Origin of the sequence: Streptomyces sp. NRRL F-5727, assembly GCF_000719555.1 — a bacterium.
Classification (GTDB): domain Bacteria; phylum Actinomycetota; class Actinomycetes; order Streptomycetales; family Streptomycetaceae; genus Streptomyces.
In genome coordinates this window covers 318604-340136 of record NZ_JOGX01000001.1, presented here as the reverse complement: position 1 = coordinate 340136, position 21533 = coordinate 318604, and the positions used below count along the sequence as shown (strand labels likewise).

Annotated in this window: 15 protein-coding genes; 9 read left to right on the top strand and 6 right to left on the bottom strand. The window is 71.7% G+C overall.

Annotation, left to right across the window (positions count from 1 at the left end):
• Positions 1 to 41: 41 nt before the first annotated feature.
• From IF73_RS0101560 to IF73_RS0101545, 4 genes are all read left to right on the top strand, one after another.
• Positions 42 to 1553 carry a sugar ABC transporter ATP-binding protein gene (locus IF73_RS0101560; RefSeq protein WP_031002557.1) on the top strand — a complete coding sequence of 504 codons (1512 nt, stop codon included), beginning with the start codon at positions 42 to 44 and terminating at the stop codon, positions 1551 to 1553.
• A complete protein-coding gene (locus tag IF73_RS0101555; RefSeq protein WP_031002555.1) occupies positions 1550 to 2665 on the top strand; it encodes an ABC transporter permease in 1116 nt (371 codons plus the stop codon). The genes IF73_RS0101560 and IF73_RS0101555 overlap by 4 nt, the downstream gene beginning before the upstream one ends.
• Entirely contained in the window at positions 2662 to 3660 is a 999-nt protein-coding gene (gene yjfF / locus IF73_RS0101550) for a galactofuranose ABC transporter, permease protein YjfF (protein ID WP_031002553.1), read from the top strand. The genes IF73_RS0101555 and yjfF overlap by 4 nt, the downstream gene beginning before the upstream one ends.
• A gap of 77 nt (positions 3661 to 3737) precedes the next feature.
• On the top strand, positions 3738 to 4805 hold the full coding sequence (locus tag IF73_RS0101545; protein WP_078867891.1) for an aldose epimerase family protein: 1068 nt from the start codon (positions 3738 to 3740) through the stop codon (positions 4803 to 4805).
• A gap of 71 nt (positions 4806 to 4876) precedes the next feature.
• Here IF73_RS0101545 and mmsB read toward each other — a convergent pair whose 3' ends face one another.
• From mmsB to chvE, 3 genes are read right to left on the bottom strand one after another with little or no spacing between them, the layout of a single operon-like run.
• Positions 4877 to 6121 (bottom strand): multiple monosaccharide ABC transporter permease, encoded by a 1245-nt coding sequence (gene mmsB, locus IF73_RS0101540; RefSeq protein ID WP_031002549.1) that lies wholly within the window; start codon positions 6119 to 6121, stop codon positions 4877 to 4879.
• Positions 6118 to 7689, bottom strand: coding sequence for a multiple monosaccharide ABC transporter ATP-binding protein (gene mmsA, locus IF73_RS0101535; protein WP_037878038.1), 1572 nt, complete (start codon positions 7687 to 7689; stop codon positions 6118 to 6120). Before mmsA ends, mmsB begins: the two co-directional genes overlap by 4 nt.
• A 14-nt stretch (positions 7690 to 7703) precedes the next feature.
• A complete protein-coding gene (gene chvE / locus IF73_RS0101530) occupies positions 7704 to 8813 on the bottom strand; it encodes a multiple monosaccharide ABC transporter substrate-binding protein (RefSeq protein ID WP_031002545.1) in 1110 nt (369 codons plus the stop codon).
• A gap of 223 nt (positions 8814 to 9036) precedes the next feature.
• Between chvE and IF73_RS0101525 the strand changes: the two genes are divergently transcribed.
• The 4 genes from IF73_RS0101525 to araD all read left to right on the top strand — a co-directional run bounded on the left by IF73_RS0101525 (position 9037) and on the right by araD (position 15383).
• Positions 9037 to 10083, top strand: coding sequence for a LacI family DNA-binding transcriptional regulator (locus tag IF73_RS0101525; protein ID WP_031002542.1), 1047 nt, complete (start codon positions 9037 to 9039; stop codon positions 10081 to 10083).
• Between the two features lie 1271 nt (positions 10084 to 11354).
• Positions 11355 to 13061 carry a ribulokinase gene (gene araB, locus IF73_RS0101520; RefSeq protein WP_031002540.1) on the top strand — a complete coding sequence of 569 codons (1707 nt, stop codon included), beginning with the start codon at positions 11355 to 11357 and terminating at the stop codon, positions 13059 to 13061.
• Between the two features lie 64 nt (positions 13062 to 13125).
• The gene (gene araA / locus IF73_RS0101515; protein WP_031002539.1) at positions 13126 to 14634 is read left to right on the top strand and encodes an L-arabinose isomerase; all 1509 of its coding nucleotides are present in this window, start codon (positions 13126 to 13128) and stop codon (positions 14632 to 14634) included.
• Between the two features lie 35 nt (positions 14635 to 14669).
• Positions 14670 to 15383, top strand: a complete 714-nt coding sequence (gene araD, locus IF73_RS0101510) for an L-ribulose-5-phosphate 4-epimerase AraD (RefSeq protein ID WP_031002537.1) — start codon at positions 14670 to 14672, stop codon at positions 15381 to 15383.
• Positions 15384 to 15456: 73 nt separating this feature from the next.
• Here araD and IF73_RS0101505 read toward each other — a convergent pair whose 3' ends face one another.
• The 3 genes from IF73_RS0101505 to IF73_RS0101495 all read right to left on the bottom strand — a co-directional run bounded on the left by IF73_RS0101505 (position 15457) and on the right by IF73_RS0101495 (position 19944).
• Positions 15457 to 16914, bottom strand: coding sequence for an endo-1,4-beta-xylanase (locus IF73_RS0101505; RefSeq protein WP_031002535.1), 1458 nt, complete (start codon positions 16912 to 16914; stop codon positions 15457 to 15459).
• Positions 16915 to 17317: 403 nt separating this feature from the next.
• Positions 17318 to 18781, bottom strand: a complete 1464-nt coding sequence (locus IF73_RS0101500) for a glycoside hydrolase family 43 protein (RefSeq protein WP_031002533.1) — start codon at positions 18779 to 18781, stop codon at positions 17318 to 17320.
• A 149-nt stretch (positions 18782 to 18930) separates the two neighbouring features.
• Positions 18931 to 19944, bottom strand: a complete 1014-nt coding sequence (locus tag IF73_RS0101495) for a LacI family DNA-binding transcriptional regulator (protein ID WP_031002521.1) — start codon at positions 19942 to 19944, stop codon at positions 18931 to 18933.
• Between the two features lie 233 nt (positions 19945 to 20177).
• On the opposite strand from IF73_RS0101495, the gene IF73_RS0101490 reads away from it, so the two are divergent.
• Positions 20178 to 21470 carry an extracellular solute-binding protein gene (locus IF73_RS0101490; RefSeq protein ID WP_031002519.1) on the top strand — a complete coding sequence of 431 codons (1293 nt, stop codon included), beginning with the start codon at positions 20178 to 20180 and terminating at the stop codon, positions 21468 to 21470.
• The last annotated feature ends 63 nt before the right edge of the window (positions 21471 to 21533 follow it).

The following is a 21533-nucleotide window of genomic DNA, read 5'->3' as shown; positions in this document are numbered from 1 at the left end:
CACCCCCCCCCCGGACCCCCCACCCCACCGACCGGCCGGTCCTGGAAGCCCGCGGCATCCGCAAGGCGTTCCCCGGCGTCCTCGCCCTCGACGGCGTCGACCTGCGCCTCTTCCCGGGCGAGGTCCACGCCCTGATGGGCGAGAACGGCGCCGGCAAGTCGACCCTCATCAAGGTGCTCACCGGGGTCCACCCGCCCGACGCGGGCACGGTCACCGTCGACGGCGACCCCCGGCGCTTCACCGAACCGCTCGAAGCCCAGCACGCCGGCATCAGCACGGTCTACCAGGAGGTGAACCTCTGCCCCAACCTCTCGGTCGCCGAGAACATCCTCGTCGGCCGCGAACCCCGGCGCTTCGGTCTCGTCCACTGGAAGGCCCTCCACCGGCGCGCGGCGCGGCTCATCACCGAGCTGGAACTCGACCTCGACGTCCGCATGCCGCTCAGCGCGCACTCCATCGCCGTCCAGCAACTCGTCGCGATCGTCCGCGCCGTGGACATCCAGGCGAAGGTCCTCGTCCTCGACGAGCCGACCTCCAGCCTCGACCGCGACGAGGTCGCCCAACTGTTCGCCCTGGTGCGCCGGCTGCGCGACCGGGGGGTCGCCATCCTCTTCGTCACCCACTTCCTCGACCAGGTCTTCGACCTGTGCGACCGGGTGACCGTCCTGCGCAACGGACGCCTCGAAGGCGAGTACCGGATCGACGAACTGACCCCCGTCACCCTGGTCCACCGCATGGTCGGCAGCGAACTGAGCACCCTCGACGCACTGGCCGAGACCTCCCACACCGGCACCGCCGCCACCCCCGAATCCACGGAGACCCCCCTCCTCAGCGCCCGCGGGCTCGCCCGGACCGGCTCCATCCAGCCGTACGACCTGGACATCCACCGCGGCGAGGTCATCGGCCTCGCCGGACTCCTCGGATCCGGACGGACCGAGGCCGCCCGGCTGCTCTTCGGAGCCGACCACGCCGACGGCGGCGAGCTGCGGATCCACGGCGAGCGCGCCGTCCTGCGCTCACCGCGCACCGCGATCGCCCACAAGATCGCCTTCTGCTCGGAGAACCGCAAGGCGGAGGGCCTGATCGGCGAACTCACCGTCCGCGAGAACATCGTGCTCGCCCTCCAGGCCGCCCGCGGCTGGACCAGACCCCTCTCCCGCGCCCGGCAGGACGAGATCGCCGCCCGCTGGACCGAGGTCCTCGACATCCGCCCGGCCGACCCCGAGGCCCAGGTCCGCAACCTCAGCGGCGGCAACCAGCAGAAGGTGCTCCTCGCCCGGTGGCTGCTCACCGACCCCGAGCTGCTGATCCTGGACGAACCCACCCGGGGCATCGACATCGGCGCCAAGACGGAGATACAGAGACTCGTCAGCCGCCTCGCCTCGGAGGGCACCGCGGTCCTCTACATCTCCGCCGAACTGGAGGAGGTCCTGCGGCTGAGCCACCGGGTCGGCGTGCTGCGCGACCACCGGCTCGTCGCCACCCTCCCCAACGACACCACCCTGACGCCCGACCGGATCCTGGGCGCCATCGCCACCGGAGCCACCTCATGACCCCACCTGACGACACCGGCGCCGGGCGGCGCCCGGCCCGGACGCGCGGCGCCCGGCGGCTCACCGAGCACCGGCTGTTCTGGCCCGCCGCCGTACTGGCCGCGCTGCTCCTCGGGAACGTCGCGCTCACCCACGACTTCTTCGCCGTCCGCGTCCAGAACGGACACCTGTACGGCAGCCTGATCGACATCCTCCAGTTCGGCGCCCCGCTGATCCTGGTCTCGGTCGGCATGACGCTCGTCATCGCCACCCGCGGCATCGACCTCTCCGTCGGCTCGACGGTCGCCATCGCCGGCGCCCTCGCCTGCGAGCACATCGCCACCGCCAAGGACCCCGGAAGCCTCGCCACCGTCACCGCCGCGATCGCCGTCGCGGTCGGCGTGGCCGCCGCGATCGGCCTGCTCAACGGCCTCCTCGTCGCCCGGCTCGGCGTGCAGCCCATCGTCGCCACCCTGGTCCTCATGGTCGCCGGGCGCGGCGTGGCCCAGCTCATCACCGACGGCCAGATCATCAGCGTCTCCAGCAGCGCCTACAAGATGATCGGCGGCGGCTACTGGCTCACCCTCCCCTTCGCCGTCCTGCTCGCCGCCGCCCTCGTCGCCGTCACCTCCCTCGTCACCCGGCGGACCGCGCTCGGCATGCTCATCGAATCCGTGGGCGGCAACCCGGTCGCGAGCCGGCTCGTCGGCATCCGGGCGGCCGGCCTCCTGGTCACGGTGTACGTCGTCAGCGCCGTGTGCGCCGCGGTCGCCGGCCTGATGATCAGCTCCAACGTGTCCAGCGCCGACGGCAACAACGCCGGCCTGTGGATCGAACTCGACGCCATCCTCGCCGTGGTCATCGGCGGCACCGCGCTGACCGGCGGCCGCTTCTCCCTCGGCGGCACCGTCCTCGGCGCGCTGATCATCCAGACCCTGTCGACCACCATCTACACCCTCGGCGTACCGCCGGAGACCACCCTCGTCTTCAAGGCCCTGGTCGTCATCGTCGTGTGTCTCGTCCAGTCGCCCGCGTTCCGCGCGCGGCTCTCACGCCGTCGCCGGACGGCCGCCCCGGACCCGGCCCCCGCGGCCGGCGACCTGACGGCCCGTCGGCAGGAGGTCCACTCGTGAGCACCACCCTCAGCAAGCCGCTCCACCGCTTCTCGGCACGCCACGCCGCCCGCCTCCCGCTCATGGTGACGGCCACGCTCCTGGTCGCGATGTTCACGGTCGGCTCCGTGCAGTACGAAGGCTTCTTCTCCGCGCAGGTCCTGCTCAACGTCCTGATCGACAACGGCTTCCTGCTCGTCGTGGCGATCGGAATGACGTTCGTCATCCTCACCGGCGGGATCGACCTGTCCGTCGGCTCCATGGTCGCCCTGTCGACCATGCTGACCGCCTGGCTCGTCGAACAGAACGGCCTGCCACTCGCCCTGGCGGTCCCGGTGGTCCTGCTCGTGGGAGCCGGCGGCGGCGCACTCATGGGCTGGGTGATCCACGCCTTCGAGATCCAGCCCTTCATCGTCACCCTCGCGGGCATGTTCCTCGCCCGCGGCCTCTGCTACATGATCAGCACCGAGTCCATCTCGATCACCGACCCGACGACCACCCGGATCGCGCAGACCCGGGTGCTGCTGCCCGGCGGCCTGTTCGTCTCGCCCGCCGTGGTCATCGCCCTGGTCGTGCTGGCGCTCGCCTTCGTCGTCCTCCACTACACCCGCTTCGGCCGCACGGTCTACGCCCTGGGCGGCAACGAGTCCTCGACCCGTCTCATGGGCCTGCCGGTGGGACGCACCAAGGTCATGGTGTACGCCGTGAGCGGCCTGTGCTCCGCCCTCGGCGGCCTGCTGCTGACCTTCTACATGCTGTCCGGCTACGCCCTGCACGCCGTAGGCATGGAACTCGACGCCATCGCCGCCGCCGTCATCGGCGGGACGCTGCTGACCGGCGGTTCCGGCTTCGTCCTGGGCACCGCGCTGGGCGTGACGGTCCTCGGTCTGATCCAGACCGTCATCAGCTTCCAGGGCACCCTCAGCTCGTGGTGGACCCGTATCGTCATCGGCGGTCTGCTGTTCGTCTTCATCCTCCTCCAGCGCCTCTTCGGCGGCTCCCGCCAGGCGGAATAGCCCCCGGGCCACCGAGGGGGCAGGGTTCTCTCCCTGCCCCCTTTTCGGCTGCGCCCCCTCGCGACCAAGGAACCCCCATGAACCCAGCCCCGTCCGCTCTCACCGGAGTCCCCCCGCTCCGCCACGACGACCCGCACGCCGGCGAACGATGGACCTTCGGCTTCCCCGGCGGGCTCACGGCGGAGGTGCACACCCGCGGCGCCCGCCTCCACGGACTGTGGGCGCCGGACCGCCACGGCACCCCGGCCGACGTCGTCCTCGCTCCCCGCGACCCGGCCGAGACGGCCACCACCGCCCGGTACTTCGGCTCCACCGTCGGCCGCTACGCCAACCGCATCGCCCACGGCCGCTTCACCCTGGACGGGACGCCGTACCAGCTGACCACACAGGAGAACGGCCACTGCCTGCACGGCGGGACCGACGGCTTCGACACCCGGCTCTGGGAGGCCGAGAGCGTGCACACCCCGGAGTGGACCGGTGTGCTCCTGCGCCTCCACAGCCCGGACGGCGACCAGGGCTTCCCCGGGAACCTGGACGTCACCGTCAGCTGTCTCATCGGGCGCGACGACGAACTCGCCTTCTCCTACACGGCGGTCACCGACACCGCCACCCCCGTCAACCTGACCAACCACGCCTACTTCAACCTCGACGGCGAGGACGCCGGCGACGTCCTCGGCCACGAACTGACCGTCGACGCCTCCCACTACACCCCGGTCGACGGCGACCTCATACCCCGCGGGGACCACCTCCCCGTCTCCGGCACCGCCTTCGACCTCCGCCGGCCGCTCAGGCTCGCCGACGCCCTGGCCCGCCCCGGCGCGCCCGGCGGATACGACCACAACTTCGTCCTCGACCCGCACGGCGCCGGGCCGCTGCGCCGGGCCGCCGTCCTGTACGCGCCGGCCACGGGCCGCCGGATGGAGGTCCTGACCACGGAGCCGGGCATCCAGGTCTACAGCGCGGGGCAGTTCGACGGAACGGTCCTCGGCAAGAGCGGTACGCCCTACCGGGCGGGCGCCGGCATCGCGCTGGAGACCCAGCACTTCCCGGACTCCCCGAACCGTCCCGGCGACCCGTCCACGGTGCTGCGACCGGGGGAGGAGTACACGTCGAGGACGGTCCTGCGGTTCTCCACGCGCGACTGACCGCGTACGTACGCACACGGCTGTGCCCGCCGGCGGGGATGCCGGCGGGCACAGCCGTGTCAGGAGCGGCGTCAGGCGCCCGCCCTGCGCTTGTTCCACACGTCGAAGCCGACCGCCGCGAGCAGCACGAGGCCCTTGATGACCTGCTGCCAGTCGGTGCCCACGCCGACGAGGTTCATGCCGTTGTTGAGCACGCCGAGGACCAGGCCGCCGATGATGGCGCCGAGGACGGTTCCGACGCCCCCGCTCATCGACGCCCCGCCGATGAACGCGGCGGCGATGGCCTCCAGTTCGAAGTTCACGCCCGCCTTCGGCGAGGCCGCGTTGAAGCGCGCCGCGAAGACGAGTCCGGCGAGCGCCGCCAGCATGCCCATGTTGAGGAAGACCGCGAAGGTCACCTTCCGGTCCTTGACCCCGGACAGCTTCGCGGCGGGCAGGTTGCCCCCGATCGCGTACACATGGCGGCCGATCACCGCGTTGCGCATCACGTAGCCGAAGCCGACGAGCAGGACGGCCAGGATCAGCAGGACCACGGGGGCGCCCTTGTAGCTGGCGAGCAGCAGGGTGGTGAGCAGGACCGCGGCGACCAGCGCGGTCACCTTGAGCGCGAACAGGCCCGTGGGGAGCGTCTCCAGGGCGAACTCCCGCTGGCGGCGGCGGTCCCGGACCTCCTGGAAGACCACGTAGGCGATCAGGCCCAGGCCGAGGAGCAGGGTCAGGTTGTGGTAGTTCGTCCGCGGCCCGACCTCCGGCAGGAAGCCGTTGGCGACCTTCTGCAGCCCGTCCGGGAACGGGCCGAGGGTCTGCCCCTTGAGGAAGATCTCCGTGAGCCCGCGGAAGAGCAGCATGCCGGCGAGGGTCACGATGAACGACGGTATGCCGACGTACGCGATGAAGAACCCCTGCAGCGCGCCGGCGACGGCTCCCAGGAGCAGGGTGAGGAGCACCGCGACCGGCCAGGAGACGTGGTGCTCGACCATGAGCACCGCCCCGACACCGCCCACCAGGGCCATCAGCGAGCCCACCGACAGGTCGATGTGCCCGGAGATGATGACGATCATCATGCCGATGGCCAGGATGAGGATGTAGCTGTTCTGCAGGACCAGGTTGGAGACGTTGCGCGGCAGCAGCAGGTCGCCGCCCGTCCAGATCTGGAACAGCAGCACGATCAGACCGAGCGCGAAGAGCATGCCGTACTGGCGCATGTTCCGCCGGACGCCGTCGAGGAGCGTCCGGAGCACCGGTGTCCCGGTGGACGGGGAACCGCCGCCCGGGGGTGCCGGGGTGGTCGTCTTTGTACCGACTTCGGTGCTCATGCCTGGTGTCCTTCGGTGGAGGCGGTGCCCGCGGTGGCCGCCGGCGGTGCGGGGGAGCTCTGCGTCATGTGCCGCATCAGCACTTCCTGGGTGGCGTCCGCGCGGCCGACCTCGCCGGTCAGCCGCCCGGCGGCCATGGTGTAGATGCGGTCGCACATGCCGAGCAGTTCGGGCAGTTCGGAGGAGATGAGGAGGATCGCCTTGCCTTCGGCGGCGAGCCGGTCGATCACGGTGTAGATCTCGTACTTGGCTCCCACGTCGACCCCGCGCGTGGGCTCGTCGAGGACGAGGACGTCCGGTCCGGCGAGGATCCACTTGCTGAGGACGACCTTCTGCTGGTTGCCGCCGGACAGGCGGCCGACCGGTTCGAGGACGTTCGGAGCCTTGATGTTCATGGTCCGCCGGTACCGTTCGGCCACCCGGCGCTCCTCGTGCCCGTCGACGATCCCGCGGCGGGCGAGGGAGCCGAGCGACGCGAGCGAGATGTTCCGGCTCACCGAGTCCCCGAGGTCGAGACCGTAGTGCTTGCGGTCCTCGGTGACGTACGCGATGCCGTGGGCGACCGCCTCGGGAACCGTACGTGTCGCCACCTCGCGCCCGTCCTTGAGCACGGTGCCCCGCTCGTAGCGTCCGTAGGAACGCCCGAAGACGCTCATGGCGAGTTCGGTCCGGCCGGCCCCCATGAGTCCCGCGACGCCGACGATCTCCCCGCGGCGGACCTGGAGCGACACGCCGTCGACGACCTTGCGGCCGCGGTCGAGCGGGTGGCGCACGGTCCAGTCGCGCACCTCCAGGACGGGGGTGGCGTCGGCCGGGCCCCGGTACGGCGTGCGGTCGGGGAAGCGGCTGTCGAGGTCCCGCCCCACCATGCCGCGGATGATGCGCTCCTCGGTGGTGGCCGGGTCCCGGACGTCGAGGGTCTCGATGGAGCGCCCGTCGCGCAGGATGGTGACGGAGTCGGCGATCCGGGCGATCTCGTTGAGCTTGTGCGAGATCAGGATCGAGGTGATGCCCTGGCCCTTCAGCTCCCGCATCAGCCCCAGGAGCTTCGCGCTGTCCTCGTCGTTGAGCGCCGCCGTGGGCTCGTCGAGGATCAGCAGGCGGACGTCCTTCGCCAGCGCCTTCGCGATCTCGACGAGCTGCTGCTTGCCGACGCCGATGTCGGCGACCCGGGTCTCGGGGTGTTCGTCGAGCCCGACCCGGCGGAGCAGTCCGGACGCGCGGCGCAGCGCCTCGCGCCAGTCGATGATCCCGCGCCGGGACGGTTCGTTGCCGAGGAAGATGTTCTCGGCGATCGACAGGTGGGGGACGAGCGCCAGCTCCTGGTGGATGATGACGATGCCGTGGCGCTCGCTGGCCCTGATGTCCCTGAAGCGGCACGGCTCGCCGTCGAAGAGGATCTCGCCCTCGTACGTCCCGTGCGGGTGGACTCCGGACAGGACCTTCATCAGGGTCGACTTGCCGGCGCCGTTCTCCCCGCACAGGGCGTGCACCTCGCCGCGCTCCACGGAGAGGGTCACCTCGTCGAGCGCCCTGACACCGGGGAAGGTCTTGACGATGGACCGCATCTGGAGAAGGGCGGTCACTTCAGTGCCCCGGCGTCGATGTAGCCCGACTCGACCAGGACCTTCTGGTAGTTCGACTTGTCGACGCTGACCGGGTCGAGCAGGTAGGCCGGGACGACCTTCTTGCCGTTGTCGTAGGTCTTGTCGTCGTTGGTCTGGGGCTTCCTGCCCTCGAGGACGGCGGTGACCATGTCCGAGGCGACCTGCGCGAGCGCGCGGGTGTCCTTGTAGACGGTCTGCGTCTGCTCGCCCGCGATGATGGACTTCACGGAGGCGACCTCCGCGTCCTGGCCGGTGACGACCGGCAGGGGCTTGGCGGCGCTTCCGTAGTCGTCGGACTTCAGCGCGGACAGGATGCCGATGGAGATGCCGTCGTAGGGGGAGAGGACGGCGTCGACGCGGGCCGTGGAGTACGTCGAGGTCAGCAGGTCGTCCATGCGCTTCTGCGCCGTCCCGCCGTCCCAGCGCAGGGTGGTGACCTGGTTGAGCTGGGTCTGCCGGGAGCGCACGACCAGCTGCTTCTTGTCGAGGTAGGGCTTCAGCACGTTCATGGCGCCGTTGAAGAAGTACTTGGTGTTGTTGTCGTCGTTGGAGCCGGCGAAGAGCTCGATGTTGAAGGGGCCCTTCTTCGCGCCGGACTTCAGCCCCAGCTTCTCCACGATGTACGTGGCCTGGAGCTCGCCGACCTTCTCGTTGTCGAAGGAGGCGTAGTAGTCGACGTGGGGGGAGCCCAGGATGAGCCGGTCGTAGGAGATCACCGGGATGTCGGCGTCCGCGGCCTGCTGCAGGACGTTGGACAGGGCCTCGCCGTTGATGGCGGCGACGACGAGGGCGTCGACGCCCTGGGTGATCATGTTCTCGATCTGGGCGACCTGCTGGTCGGGGTCGTCCTCGCCGTACTGCAGGGTCGTGGCGAAACCGGCCTTCTTCAGGCTCTCGGTCATGTTGCGGCCGTCGGCGATCCACCGCTCGGAGGACTTGGTGGGCATGGCGATGCCGATGGTGCGCTGCTCCTTGTCCTTCGCCTCCTGGCTGCCGCCCTCGGCGGTCTGTCCGCAGGCGGTCAGCAGCAGGGCGCAGCCGGTGGTCACGGCAAGGAGAGCGGATGCGGATCGGAACTTCTTCATGGGCGTTACCCATCCCGTCGTCGAGGGCGGCTCCGACCGGGGACGGGCCCGACGACGGCGCGGGTCCTCGCACCGCCGGGACGGCGCCGTTCCGGTGGGGTGGCCGGGGCGTCGGCACCCCGGTCGAGCTAGATTGTTAGCGCTCACAACGGCGTGATACAAGAGGCGCTAAGGTTTTTCCCGTATCGATACACAGCCGTGAGCACGGAGAAGGGAGGCGAACGTGGCCCATCCCGCGGAAGACGTCCGTCCGCCGACGATGGCCGACGTCGCACGGGAGGCCGGGGTCTCCCACCAGACCGTCTCCCGGGTGCTGAGCGGTCACCCCAACGTGCGCGCGGCCACCCGCGAGCAGGTCACGCTGGCCATCGAGCGGCTCGGCTACCGCCGCAACTCCGCCGCCCGCGCCCTGGTGACGCGCCGCACGAGGACGCTCGGCGTCATCGCCGTCAACACCGCCCTGTACGGCCCCGCCAGCACCCTGACCGGCCTGGAGGAGGCGGCACGGGAAGAGGGCTACCTCGTCTCGACCGTCAGCCTGCGCAGCGGAGGCGGGCAGGGCCTCAGGGACGCCATCGACCACCTCGCGGCCTGGGGCGTGGAGGGCGTCGTCGCCATCACCCCGCAGCGCTCGCACGTGCAGGCGCTCGCCGAACTGGACGCGCCCTTCCCCGTCGTCACCGTCGAAGGCGGCCACCAGCTCGACCTGCCCGGCGTCTCCCTCGACCAGGAACGCGGCGCCCGCATGGTCACCGAGCACCTGCTCGCCGCCGGCCACGCCAACGTCTGGCACGTCGCCGGCCCCGGCGACTGGCTGGAGAGCGAGGCCCGCACGGCGGGCTGGCGCGCCGTGCTGGAGGAGAGCGGCATCCGGCCCCCGCGCGTACTGACGGGGGACTGGAGCCCGCTGTCCGGCTACCGGGCGGGCCAGGAACTCGCCGGCCTCGCCCTGGCCCGCCGGGGGACGACCCCGGTCACGGCCGTCTTCGTCGCCAACGACCAGATGGCGCTCGGCGTCCTGCGGGCGCTGCGCGAGGGCGGCATCCGCACCCCCGCGCAGGTGGCCGTCGCCGGCTTCGACGACATCCCCGAGGCCGAGTACTTCCCGCCGCCGCTGACGACGGTCCGACAGGACTTCGCCGCCATCGGCCGCCGAAGCATCCGACTCCTGGTGGACCACATCGAGGGCCGCGCCAAGAAACCCGAGCACCTCCTGGTAGAACCCCAGCTCATCATGCGCGCAAGCACCCGCCCGCCGGGCGAGGCCTGACGGGCTGGGCGGTGCGTGGCGGGTGGGCGGTGCGTGGCGTGCTGGGCGGGTCCATGGTTCGCCCAGCGACGACCTGACCGCCGGGCGGTGCCTGGCTCGCCGTCCGGCGCCTGACCGCCGGGCGGCGCTGGGCCTGCCGGGCGACGCCTGGCCCACTGGACAGGCGGATGTCCGCCGGGAAGGCGGGTGTGCGCGGCAGGGAGTTGCCCGCCGGGGCGGGCGTCCGAACTCGCAGGCGGCGTCTGGCTGCCGGGTGACTCCTGGTACCGCCTGCCGGCGACCGGTCACGGGTGCTTCTGCCGTCCGTTCCGCGCCCGCCGGAGTGGCGGCGCGGGTCCGCCGCGGCGGCCGCTCCGCGCCCTCGCGCGCAGCCCGCTGCGCGGGCGATGGCGGCAGTCTGGGCTGCCCGCGAGAGGGAGTGCTCACTCGCGGACGCGGCTGTCGCCGGACGCCTGAACTACCAGGGGCGTCTGCCCGGCAGGTGGCTGCCTGAACTGCGGGGCGGCTCTCGGACCCGCCTGTCGGCGGCCGGGTCACAGGCGCTTCTGGCTTCCGTTCCGCGCCCGCCGGCGTAGCGGCGCAGGTCCGCGTCATCGGCCGCTCCGCGCCCTCGCGCGCAGCGCCCTGCGCGGGCGATGGCGCCATTCCGGGCTGCCCGCAAGCGAGTGAGCGCTCACTGCTCGCGGGGCGTGGACGTTCGCCGGGCAGGAGCTCGCCGGGCGCGCCCGAACTGCCGGGGGCCAGACCGGTGGGCGGGTGTCCGAGCTGCGGGACTCCTGACGCCCGTACCGCGCTCGCCGGGGCGGCGGTGTGGGTCCGTGGCGGCCTCCGCGCGCTCGCCGCGCCGCCCGGGTGGCTGCGCCTCTCCCGGCTGCCCGCGAGCGAGTGACCGCCCGCTGCCCGGGCGTGGACGTTCGCCCGGGCAGCGGGCGTCCGCCGGGCAGGCGTCCGAACTGCCTGCCCCGTGTGCGGGCGCCTGAGCTGCGGCGCGGCTCTCGGCCCCGCCTGCCGGCGGCCGGTCACGGGCGCGTCTGCCGCCCGTTCCGCGCCCTCGCCCCGCCGTCGGCGGCCGTCCCGCGCCCTCGCCCCGCCGCGCGGGCGGCGGCGCCACGCCGGGCGGTCCCGCAGAGGAGTGAGCGCTCACTTCATGGGACCCGATTCCGGTCCGAAGTTCGACAGAACCGCACCCAGCTCTTGTCCAAGTGAATTGTGAGCGTTAACAATCAGAGGGCTCCTCCGCCTTCCCACTCCCGACGAGAGAGACCGCATCCGTGACCGCACACGTTCCTCCCGGTCCCGCAGCCCGCCCTCACCCCGAGGCGTGCACCATCGGAGTCGACTTCGGCACGCTCTCCGGGCGTGCCGTCGTGGTCAGGGTCCGGGACGGCGCCGAGCTCGGCTCGTCGGTCCACGAGTACCGCCACGCCGTCATCGAGGACCGCCTTCCGTCCACCGGAGCGCCCCTGCCGCCCGACTGGGCCCTGCAGCACCCCGAGGACTGGCGCGACGTCCTGCGCACCGCCGTTCCCGCGGCGCTCGCCGCCGCCGGGGTCGCACCGGACCGTGTCATCGGCATCGCCACCGACTTCACCGCCTGCACGGTCCTGCCGACCACCCAGGACGGCACTCCGCTCGCCCTGACGCCCGAGTGGGCCGACCGCCCGCACGCCTGGCCCAAACTGTGGAAGCACCACGCCGCCCAGGGGCAGGCCGACCGCATCAACGCCCTCGCGCACGCCCGGGGCGAGAAGTGGATCGCACGGTACGGCGGCAAGATCTCCGCCGAGTGGCAGTACGCGAAGGCCCTCCAGGTCCTGGAGGAGGACCCCGCCGTCTACGCCGCCTGCGCCCGCTGGATCGAGGCGGCCGACTGGATCGTCTGGCAGCTCACCGGCACCGAGTCCCGCAACACCTGCACCGCCGGCTACAAGGGCATCCACCAGGACGGCACCTACCCCTCGCCGGAGTACCTCGCCGGGCTCCACCCGGACTTCGCCGACTTCCCCGCCACGCGCCTGGAGCACCCGCTGTCGCCGCTGGGCTCCCGCGCCGGCGGACTGAGCGCCCCGGCCGCGCTCTGGACCGGCCTCCCGGAAGGCATCGCCGTCGCCGTCGGCAACGTCGACGCCCACGTGGCCGCGCCCGCCGCGGGCGCCGTCGAGAACGGCCGGATGCTCGCGATCATGGGCACCTCCACCTGCCACGTCCTCAACGGCGCCACCCTCGCCGAGGTCCCCGGCATCTGCGGCGTCGTCGACGGCGGCATCGTCGACGGCGCCTACGGTTACGAGGCCGGCCAGAGCGCGGTCGGCGACATCTTCGCCTGGTGGCTCCGGCAGGGCGTCCCGGAGCACTACCGCGCCGAGGCCGAGGCGGCCGGCGAGGACCTCCACCAGCTCCTGACCCGCAAGGCCGCGCAGCAACCGGTCGGCGCGCACGGGCTCGTCGCCCTGGACTGGATGAACGGCAACCGTTCCCCCCTGGTCGACCACCACCTCTCCGGCGTCATCGCGGGCTTCACCCTCGACACCCGGCCCGAGGACGTCTACCGGGCCCTCCTCGAAGCCACCGCCTACGGCACCCGGCTCATCGTCGAGGGCTTCGAGACCGCGGGAATCCCCGTCGAGGAGTTCATCGTCACCGGCGGCCTGAAGAAGAACGCGCTGCTCATGCAGATCTACGCCGACGTCCTCCGCCGCCCCGTCTCCCTCGGCACCTCCGAACAGGGGCCGGCCCTCGGTTCGGCCATCCATGCCGCCGTCGCCGCGGGCGCCCACCCCGACGTCCGCTCCGCCGCCGCCGTCATGGGCGGCGTCCAGCGCCACGCGTACGTGCCCGACCCCGCACGGGCGGACGCCTACGACGCGCTGTTCGGCGAGTACCGGGCCCTGCACGAGCACTTCGGCACGGGCGCGGACCTCCTCCTGCACCGCCTGCGGCGTATCCGCAACACCGCACGCGCCGCCAACGCCGGCTGAACCGGCCCGACCTCCCCGACTCCCCACCCTCCCCGCCCCAGCACCTCCGAGGAGCACACCCGACATGACCCCCGCCCAGCCCGAGCGCGAGATCTGGTTCCTCACCGGCAGCCAGCACCTCTACGGCGAGGACACCCTGGCCCAGGTCGCCGACCAGTCCCGGGCCATCTGCGACACCCTCGCCGACCAGCCCCAGCTGACCGTCCGCCTGGTGTGGAAGCCGGTCCTCACCGACGCGGCCGCCATCCGCGCGGTCTGCCTGGAGGCCAACGCCGACGACCGCTGCGTCGGCCTGATCGCCTGGATGCACACCTTCTCCCCGGCCAAGATGTGGATCGCCGGCCTCGACGCCCTGCGCAAGCCCCTGCTGCACCTGCACACCCAGGCCAACCGCGAACTGCCCTGGTCCACCATCGACATGGACTTCATGAACCTGAACCAGGCCGCCCACGGCGACCGCGAGTTCGGCTTCGTCCAGACCCGTCTCGGCGTCCCGCGCAAGACCGTGGCCGGCCACGTCTCCGACCCCGAGGTCGTCGACCGCATCGCCGGGTGGGCCCGCGCCGCCGTCGGCCGCGCCGAACTCACCACCCTCAGACTCGCCCGGTTCGGCGACAACATGCGCGACGTCGCCGTCACCGAGGGAGACAAGGTCGAGGCGCAGCTGCGGTTCGGGGTCTCGGTCAACACCTACGGCGTCAACGACCTCGTGGCGGCGGTCGACGCCGCCGACGAGTCCACCGTCACCGCCCTCGTCAAGGAGTACCAGGACCTCTACGCCCTCGCCCCCGAGCTGCGGCCCGGCGGCGAGCGCCACGACTCCCTGCGCTACGCCGCCCGCATCGAGGCCGGACTGCGCGCCTTCCTCACGGAAGGCGGGTTCCGTGCCTTCACCACCAACTTCGAGGACCTCGGGGGCCTGCGCCAGCTGCCCGGGCTCGCCGTGCAGCGCCTGATGGCGGACGGGTACGGCTTCGGCGGCGAAGGGGACTGGAAGACCTCCACCCTGCTGCGCACGCTGAAGGCGATGGCCCACGGGCTGCCCGGCGGCACGTCCTTCATGGAGGACTACACCTACGACCTGACGCCCGGTCAGGAGCTCATCCTCGGCGCCCACATGCTGGAGGTCTGCCCCTCCCTCACGACGGCGACGCCCTCCTGCGAGATCCATCCGCTCGGCATCGGCGGACGCGAGGACCCGGTCCGTCTCGTCTTCGACGCGGAGCCCGGTCCGGCCGTCGTCGTCGGACTCGCCGACATGGGGGACCGGTTCCGCCTCGTCGCCAACCGCATCGACGTCGTCGCCCCGCCCGAGCCGCTGCCCCAGCTCCCCGTCGCCCGGGCCGTCTGGCGGCCCCGCCCCGACCTGCGCACCTCCACCGAGGCGTGGCTGACGGCGGGAGCACCCCACCACACCGTCCTGACCACGGCGCTCGTCGGCGAGGAGCTCGACGACCTCGCCGAGATGCTGCGGACCGAACTCGCCGTCATCGACGAGGACACCACCGTCCGCCGGTTCACGCGCGAGCTGCGCTGGAACCAGGCGTACCACCGTCTGGCCCAGAGCCTGTGACCGCCCCCACCGCCCCCACCAGGAGGGAGCCCTCCGTGAGCACCGCCGTCTCCAGGGAACTGCGCCGGGAGGTGCTGGAGGCCAACCTCCGCATTCCCCGGGCCGGTCTCGCCACCCTCACCTGGGGCAACGTGAGCGGGGTGGACCGGGCGGCCGGCGTCTTCGTCATCAAGCCCTCGGGCGTGACCTACGACGTCCTGACCGAGGAGGACCTGGTCGTCGTCTCCCTGGCCGACGGGAGCGTGGTCGAGGGGCACCTGCGGCCGTCCACCGACACGGAGACGCACCGGAGCCTCTACCTGGCCTTCCCGTCGATCGGCGGCGTGACCCACACGCACTCCACCCACGCCGTCGCCTTCGCCCAGGCCCGGCGTCCGATACCGGTGCTCGGCACGACGCACGCGGACACCTTCAACGGCCCCGTGCCCGTCACCGACGTCCTCACCCCCGAGCAGTGCGCCACGGACTACGAGTACAACACCGGCCAGGTCATCGTGGACCTGCTGGAGCGCGACGACACCCGGGCCCGGGAGGTCCCCGGCGCCCTGGTCGCCCACCACGGCCCCTTCACCTGGGGCGCCGACGCCACCAGGTCCCTGGAGCACGCGATCATCTGCGAGGCGGTGGCCGAGATGGCCCTCCGCACCATCGCCCTGGGCCCGGTCGACCCCCCGCAGCACCTCCTGGACCGCCACTTCACCCGCAAGCACGGCCCGGATGCGTACTACGGCAACCCTGCCGCCACCTGACCGCACCGAGGGGAGCCGGGATCGTCCCGGCTCCCCTCCCTGGTGCGAGTGGTGCGAGGTGTCGCGGCGACGGTCAGCCGCGGGTCCAGCGCTGGTTGGTGCCGTTCCAGCACGAGTAGAGCTGGATCAGCGTGCCGTTGGCGGTGCCGCCGGCGGCGGCGTCGAGGCAGAGCCCGGACTGGACGCCGACGATGGATCCGTCGGAGCCGAGCCGCCACTTCTGGTTGTCGCCGCCCCAGCAGCTGTAGATCTGCACCTTGGCGCCGTTGCCGGTGCCGGCGGCGTCCAGGCACTTGTCGCCGTAGACCCTGAGCTCACCCGCGGCGGTGTAGGTCCACTGCTGGTTGGTGCGGCCGTTGCAGTCCCACAGCTGGACCTGGGTGCCGTCGGTGGTGACGGCGCCGGGCACGTCCAGGCAGCGGCCGGAGGCGACGCCCTTGATCTGGCCGGCGCCGGGGGTCGGCGTGGGGGTCGGGGTCGGAGTCGGGTTGGGGTTGGGGGAGGCGGCGTTCAGCGCGTTGAGGACGGAGGTGTACGCCGGCTTCTTGCTGCCGTCGCCGTTGAACAGCAGCGGCGTCTGGTCCGCCCGCCAGGAGTCGGTGTCGCGCACGCCCCAGACGGTGATGCCGAGGCAGCGCGGGACCGCCAGGCAGTCGTTGGTCACGTTGGCGTAGGTCGTGGGCGAGGCACCCTGGATGTCGAGCTCGGTGATGGCCACGTCCACGCCGAGGGCGGCGAAACTCTGCAGCGTGGTGCGGTAGTTGCTGTTGTAGGGGCTGTCGTTGTTGAAGTGCGACTGGAACCCGACGCAGTCGATCGGCACGCCACGCTGCTTGAAGTCCTTGACCATGGCGTACACGGCCTGGGTCTTGGCCCAGGTCCAGTTGTCGGTGTTGTAGTCGTTGTAGCAGAGCTTGGCGGCCGGGTCGGCGGCGCGCGCGGTGCGGAAGGCGACCTCGATCCAGTCGTTGCCGCTGCGCTGCAGGTTGGAGTTGCGCCGGGCGCCCGAAGTGCCGTCCTCGAATGCCTCGTTCACGACGTCCCACTGGGCGATCTTGCCCTTGTAGTGGCCCATCACGCCGTTGATGTGGTTGATCATCGCCTGGCGCAGCGTGCTGCCCTCGAGCGCCTGCATCCAGCCGGGCTGCTGCGAGTGCCAGGCCAGCGTGTGGCCGCGCACCTGCTTGCCGTTCTGCACTGCCCAGTTGTAGACGCGGTCACCGGCGGTGAAGTTGAACTGCCCCCGCTGTGGCTCGGTGGCGTCGATCTTCATCTCGTTCTCGGCCGTCACCATGTTGAACTCGCGGTTCGCGATCGTCGTGTACGTCGAGTCGCCGAGCCGCCCCGAGGCGATCGCGGTGCCGAAGTAGCGGCCGCTCTGCGCCGCGGCGCGACCCAGCGTGCTCTCGGCGGCGTGCGAGGCCGGCGCCACCAGCACGGTGGTGGCGCCGACGGCGCCGACGATCAGCGCCGCGCACAGGCCGCCTATTCTCCGGCGGGCGGTGGACAGGGAAAGCGTGGGGGAACGCATCGGGAAACCTCCAGGACGGAAATCACGGAAGTGCGGTGGGCGCGGCAGAGGAATTCTGGGTCTGCGGCGTCGGCGTCCGTCGGCGAAAGAGTGCGCGTGCTGCCGGGACGCGATGATTCGAGGCCGGCTGAGTGGCACGCGAGAAAGAGAGCGAGCGGCCTCGGGAATCAGTGTGGAAACGCAGCGGAAACGTGTCAAGACTTTCGAAGGTATTTCGGAGTCGAGCGTGCGGGGTGACCCGGCCCGGAGGAATCGAGAAGGGCGTTCCTCATCGAAAACATTTCGATGAGGAACGCCCCTGAACTGCGTCTTTCTCCGCGGTATTCACCGATTTCGGAAAATCGGACAAACGGAGGTAAATCTGAGATCCGGTCGGAGATTCCCTTTCCCGCGCCCGTCGGCGTCACCGCTGCCCGGACGGCTTCGGCCGTTGCGGATACGCGATGTCGAACCACGCGAATCGGGCTTCGCCGGCGGACGGACGGCCGTTGGACGTGGCGTAGACGCCGAGCTGGACGCCGGTGAACAGCGGGGTGAGGAACGTGGCGTCGACGGTGGCCAGGTCGTGCCAGGCGCCGTCGGGCGCCGCGTAGCCGAAGACATGGTGGAAGCCGCGGACGCGGACGCCCAGACGCACGGGACCCGGAGGGGCGGGAGCGCGGGCCAGGACCTCGGGCCCGCGGCGGAGCGCGACCCCTCTCGTGGTGCGCAGCAGGAGCAGGTGCGCGTCATCGTCCAGGACGACGGCCAGGCCGGCCTCCTCGCCCGGTGCCGCGGGAGCGAAGTGCAGTTCCGTGGTGACGTCGCAGTCGGGCTGCTCCTGGGGGCGGACCAGGAGGGAGGGGTTCGTGCGCTCACCGAGGCGTTCCGGACGGAGCCGGAGGCGCAGTCCGTCGCCGGTGGTCCAGAACCGCTCGCGTGGGGTGCGCAGGGTGCTCCACTCCGGGGAGAGGGCGGCGAAGTCGTCGTGGACGCGCCGGCGGTCCGGCGGGTGGGCGACGGGGGAGAAGACCGGCCGGCCGTCGTCCCAGGCGACCCGGGCGAGGAAGGTCTCGCGGCCGATGGCGGAGCCCGGGCGGACGCCCAGGAGCACGGCCCGCCAGTCGCCGGACGGGGTACGGACGAGGTCCGCGTGCCCGGTGCAGGTGACCGGGCCCTCGGCGGGAGGGAGCACCGGATTGCCGGGGTCGCCCCGGTAGGGGCCGGTCACCCGGTCGGCCCGGGCGGCCACCACGCTGTGGTCCTCCGCGGTGCCGCCCTCCGCGGTGAGCAGCAGGTAGGTGCCGTCGACCTTGTAGAGGTGCGGGGCCTCGGACCAGCGGGCGCCCGGCCGGCTGCCCGACCACAGGACGTACTCGGGTCCCGTGAGCCGGTGTTCTCCGGGAAGGTACTCGCGCATCCAGATCTCGGTGCGGCCCGCGGTCTCGTCCAGGACGCGGGCGGCGGTGAACCAGGCGCGGCCGTCCCCGCCGTCCGGCCCGTCGTCGAAGAAGAGCGACGGGTCGAAGCCCTCGCCCTCCAGCCCGTACGGCTGCGACCACGGTCCCGCCGGGTCGGTCGCCGTGACGACGAAGTGGCCGGGGCCGTCCATCAGCGTGCACACGAGATGGAACACCCCGTCGTGATGCCGGATCGTCGGCGCGAAGAGGCCGCGTGAGGGCCCGCATCCGTCCAGGTCGAGCTGCGACGGGCGGTCGAGCGCGGCGCCGATGCGCCGCCAGCGCACGAGGTCGCGGCTGTGGAAGACGGGAAGGCCGGGGAACCACTCGAAGCTGGAGGTCACCAGGTAGTAGTCCGTCCCCACCCGGCAGACGGACGGGTCGGGCCGGAACCCGGGCAGGACGGGATCACCGAACGGCGTGCTCATGGCGCCGGGACGCCCGCGACCGGCAGGGACGTCCCCGGGCCGGGGCCGGGGCCGGGATCGGGGCCTGGGCCGGAGGCGTACGGAGAGGTGGAGCCGCGCCCGGAGGTGGGCGGGTGGGGGTCGCTCCAGGGCTCGTTCAAGGGGTGCTCCTAGGGACGGGGCGGGGCGGTGGAGAGCCGGACCTTGAGTTCGGTCGACAGCTCCATCCGGGGGCTGACCAGCGGCTGGCCCTCCAGCAGCTGGAACAGGGTGCGGGCGGCGACCCGGCCCATCTCCTCCAGCGGCTGACGCACCGTCGTCAGCGGCGGAGAGAGCCAGTCGCACATCGGCAGGTCGTCGAAGCCGACCACGCTGAGGTCCCGCGGGATGCTCAGTCCGGCCTGCCGGGCGGCTTCGTAGACGCCCATCGCCTGCTGGTCGCTGCCGGCGAAGACGGCGGTCGGCGGCTCGGGGAGGCCGAGCAGCTCCTGGGCGCACCGGAATCCGCCCTCGTGCTGGAAGTCGCCGTACCGGATCAGCTCGCGGTCGACCTCGATCCCGGCCCGCTCCAGGGCGGCCCGGTAGCCGTCGATGCGGGCCTGGCTGCAGAGCATCTCCTTGCGTCCGCCGATCGTGGCGATCCGGCGGTGTCCGAGCTCCAGCAGGTGTTCGGTGGCGGCCAGGCCGCCGGCCCAGTTGGTCGCCCCGACGCTCGGCACGCCGTGGCCCGGCATGTCGATCGGGTCGATGACGACCAGCGCCGCCCCGGCCCGTTCGACCTGGGCGCGCTGGGCCTGGGTGACCGAGGCGGTGACGAGGATGACGCCGTCGCTGCGGTGCAGGGCCGGCAGCGCGGTCCAGCTGGACGGCGTGGCCTCGCCCGGCGGGACGAGCGACACCACGGTGCCGACGGTCCGGTGGGCGCACTCGGCCTCGACGCCGCGCAGGATCTCCACCGCCCACGCGCTGTCCAGACCGCCGATGATCAGGTCGACGAGACCCGATCTGCGGGCTCTGCCCTGCCGGCCGGGCGGCAGGTAGTTGTGGGTGTGCAGGAGTCCCTCGATCCGTTCGCGGGTCGAGGGTGCGACGTCGGAGCGGCCGTTGATCACCTTGGACACGGTGGCCTGGGACACCCCGGCCGCCGCGGCGATGACGGCCAGGGTCGGGCGCTTCTCGCTCAACTTATCTCCTCTGCGCGGATGCCTCGGCCGACAGGTATCGCAAACTTTCGACGAGTTTCCGGGCGCCCCGACCTGCTTGTCAACCCTGCGAACAGCCGTTGACCGCAAATAAATTGACGCGGGGTCTTGACCGATAAGCCTCACGTTCCTAGTTTGTGGCAGCGCAGAATTCGAGAGTATTTCGAAAAATTTTCGGGCGCGTCACGCCCCGGCATTCCCATCCCGGAGGTCCCATGGCCAGCACCCTGCCGAGCCGACGAAGCTTCCTGGCACTCTCGGGCTTGACCGCCCTGTCCGCCTCCCTGACCGCGGCCTGCGGATCCGGGGGATCCGGCGGCTCGCCGGCCGCCGACGGCAAGGTCTCCTTCGCCTGGTGGAACATCGCCACGACGGAGCCCGGCAAGTCCCTCTTCCCGCAGATCTCCTCGGCGTTCACGTCCGCCCACCCGAACGTCGTGATCAACACGACCTCGTTGGAGAACGAGGCGTTCAAGTCCAAGCTGACCGCCACCACGTCGTCGGGCAAGCTCCCCGACGTCTTCCAGACCTGGGGGGGCGGCGTGCTGCGGCAGCAGGTCGACGCGGGTCTCGTCGAGGACCTCACCGACATCCTCGACTGGTCGTCCGAGCTCACCCCGGTCTCGCTGCAGGCGTACCAGTTCGAGGGCCGGACCTACGGAGTGCCCTACGACATCGGCATGGTCGGCTTCTGGTACAACAAGAAGCTCTTCGCCAAGGCCGGGATCACGACCCCGCCGGCCACCTGGGCCGAACTCCTCGACGACGTCAGGAAGCTCAAGGCGGCGGGCATCACCCCGATCGCCCTCGCGGGCAAGGAGAAGTGGCCGGGCCACTACTACTGGGCCTATCTCGCGATGCGCGTGGCCGGCCTGCCCGCGCTGCAACAGGCCGCCACCACCAAGGACTTCACGGGTGCCGGCTTCGTCCAGGCCGGCGTCCACCTCAAGGAGCTGGTCGACCTCCAGCCCTTCCAGCCCGCCTTCCTCGGCGCCGGCTACGCCACCCCCGGCGGGCAGGCCGCGACCATGGGCAACGGCAAGGCCGCCATGGAGCTCATGGGGCAGTGGGGGCCGTCGGTGCAGAAGGACGCCGGCGCCGACCTCGGAGCGGACCTGGGCTTCTTCCCCTTCCCCACGGTCGACGGCGGCGCCGGCCAGGTCACCGAGGTGTTCGGCGGGGGCGGCGGCTTCGCGCTGCGCAAGGGAGCCCCGAAGGAGGCACTGGACTTCCTGAGGTTCTTCGTCCTGGAGAACGAGTCCAAGCTGCTGGCCTCCAACGGCTACCTGCCGGTGGTCAAGGGCGCGGAGAGCCAGCTCACCGACGCCAACAAGAAGGTGGTGGCCGAGAGCCTGGTCAAGGCGACGGGCTTCCAGCTCTTCCTCGACCAGGCGTATCCGCCGGCGGTCGGCCAGGAGGTCAACGACAGCGTCGCCGACCTCATCGCGGGCAAGAAGACGCCCGAGCAGGTCACCGCGTCGATCACCGAGGCTGCGAAGAGTGCCTAGTCCCGTGTCCACCCTGACGAAGGAGCGGACGGAGGACGCCGGGCCGACAGGCCGCCCGCCCGC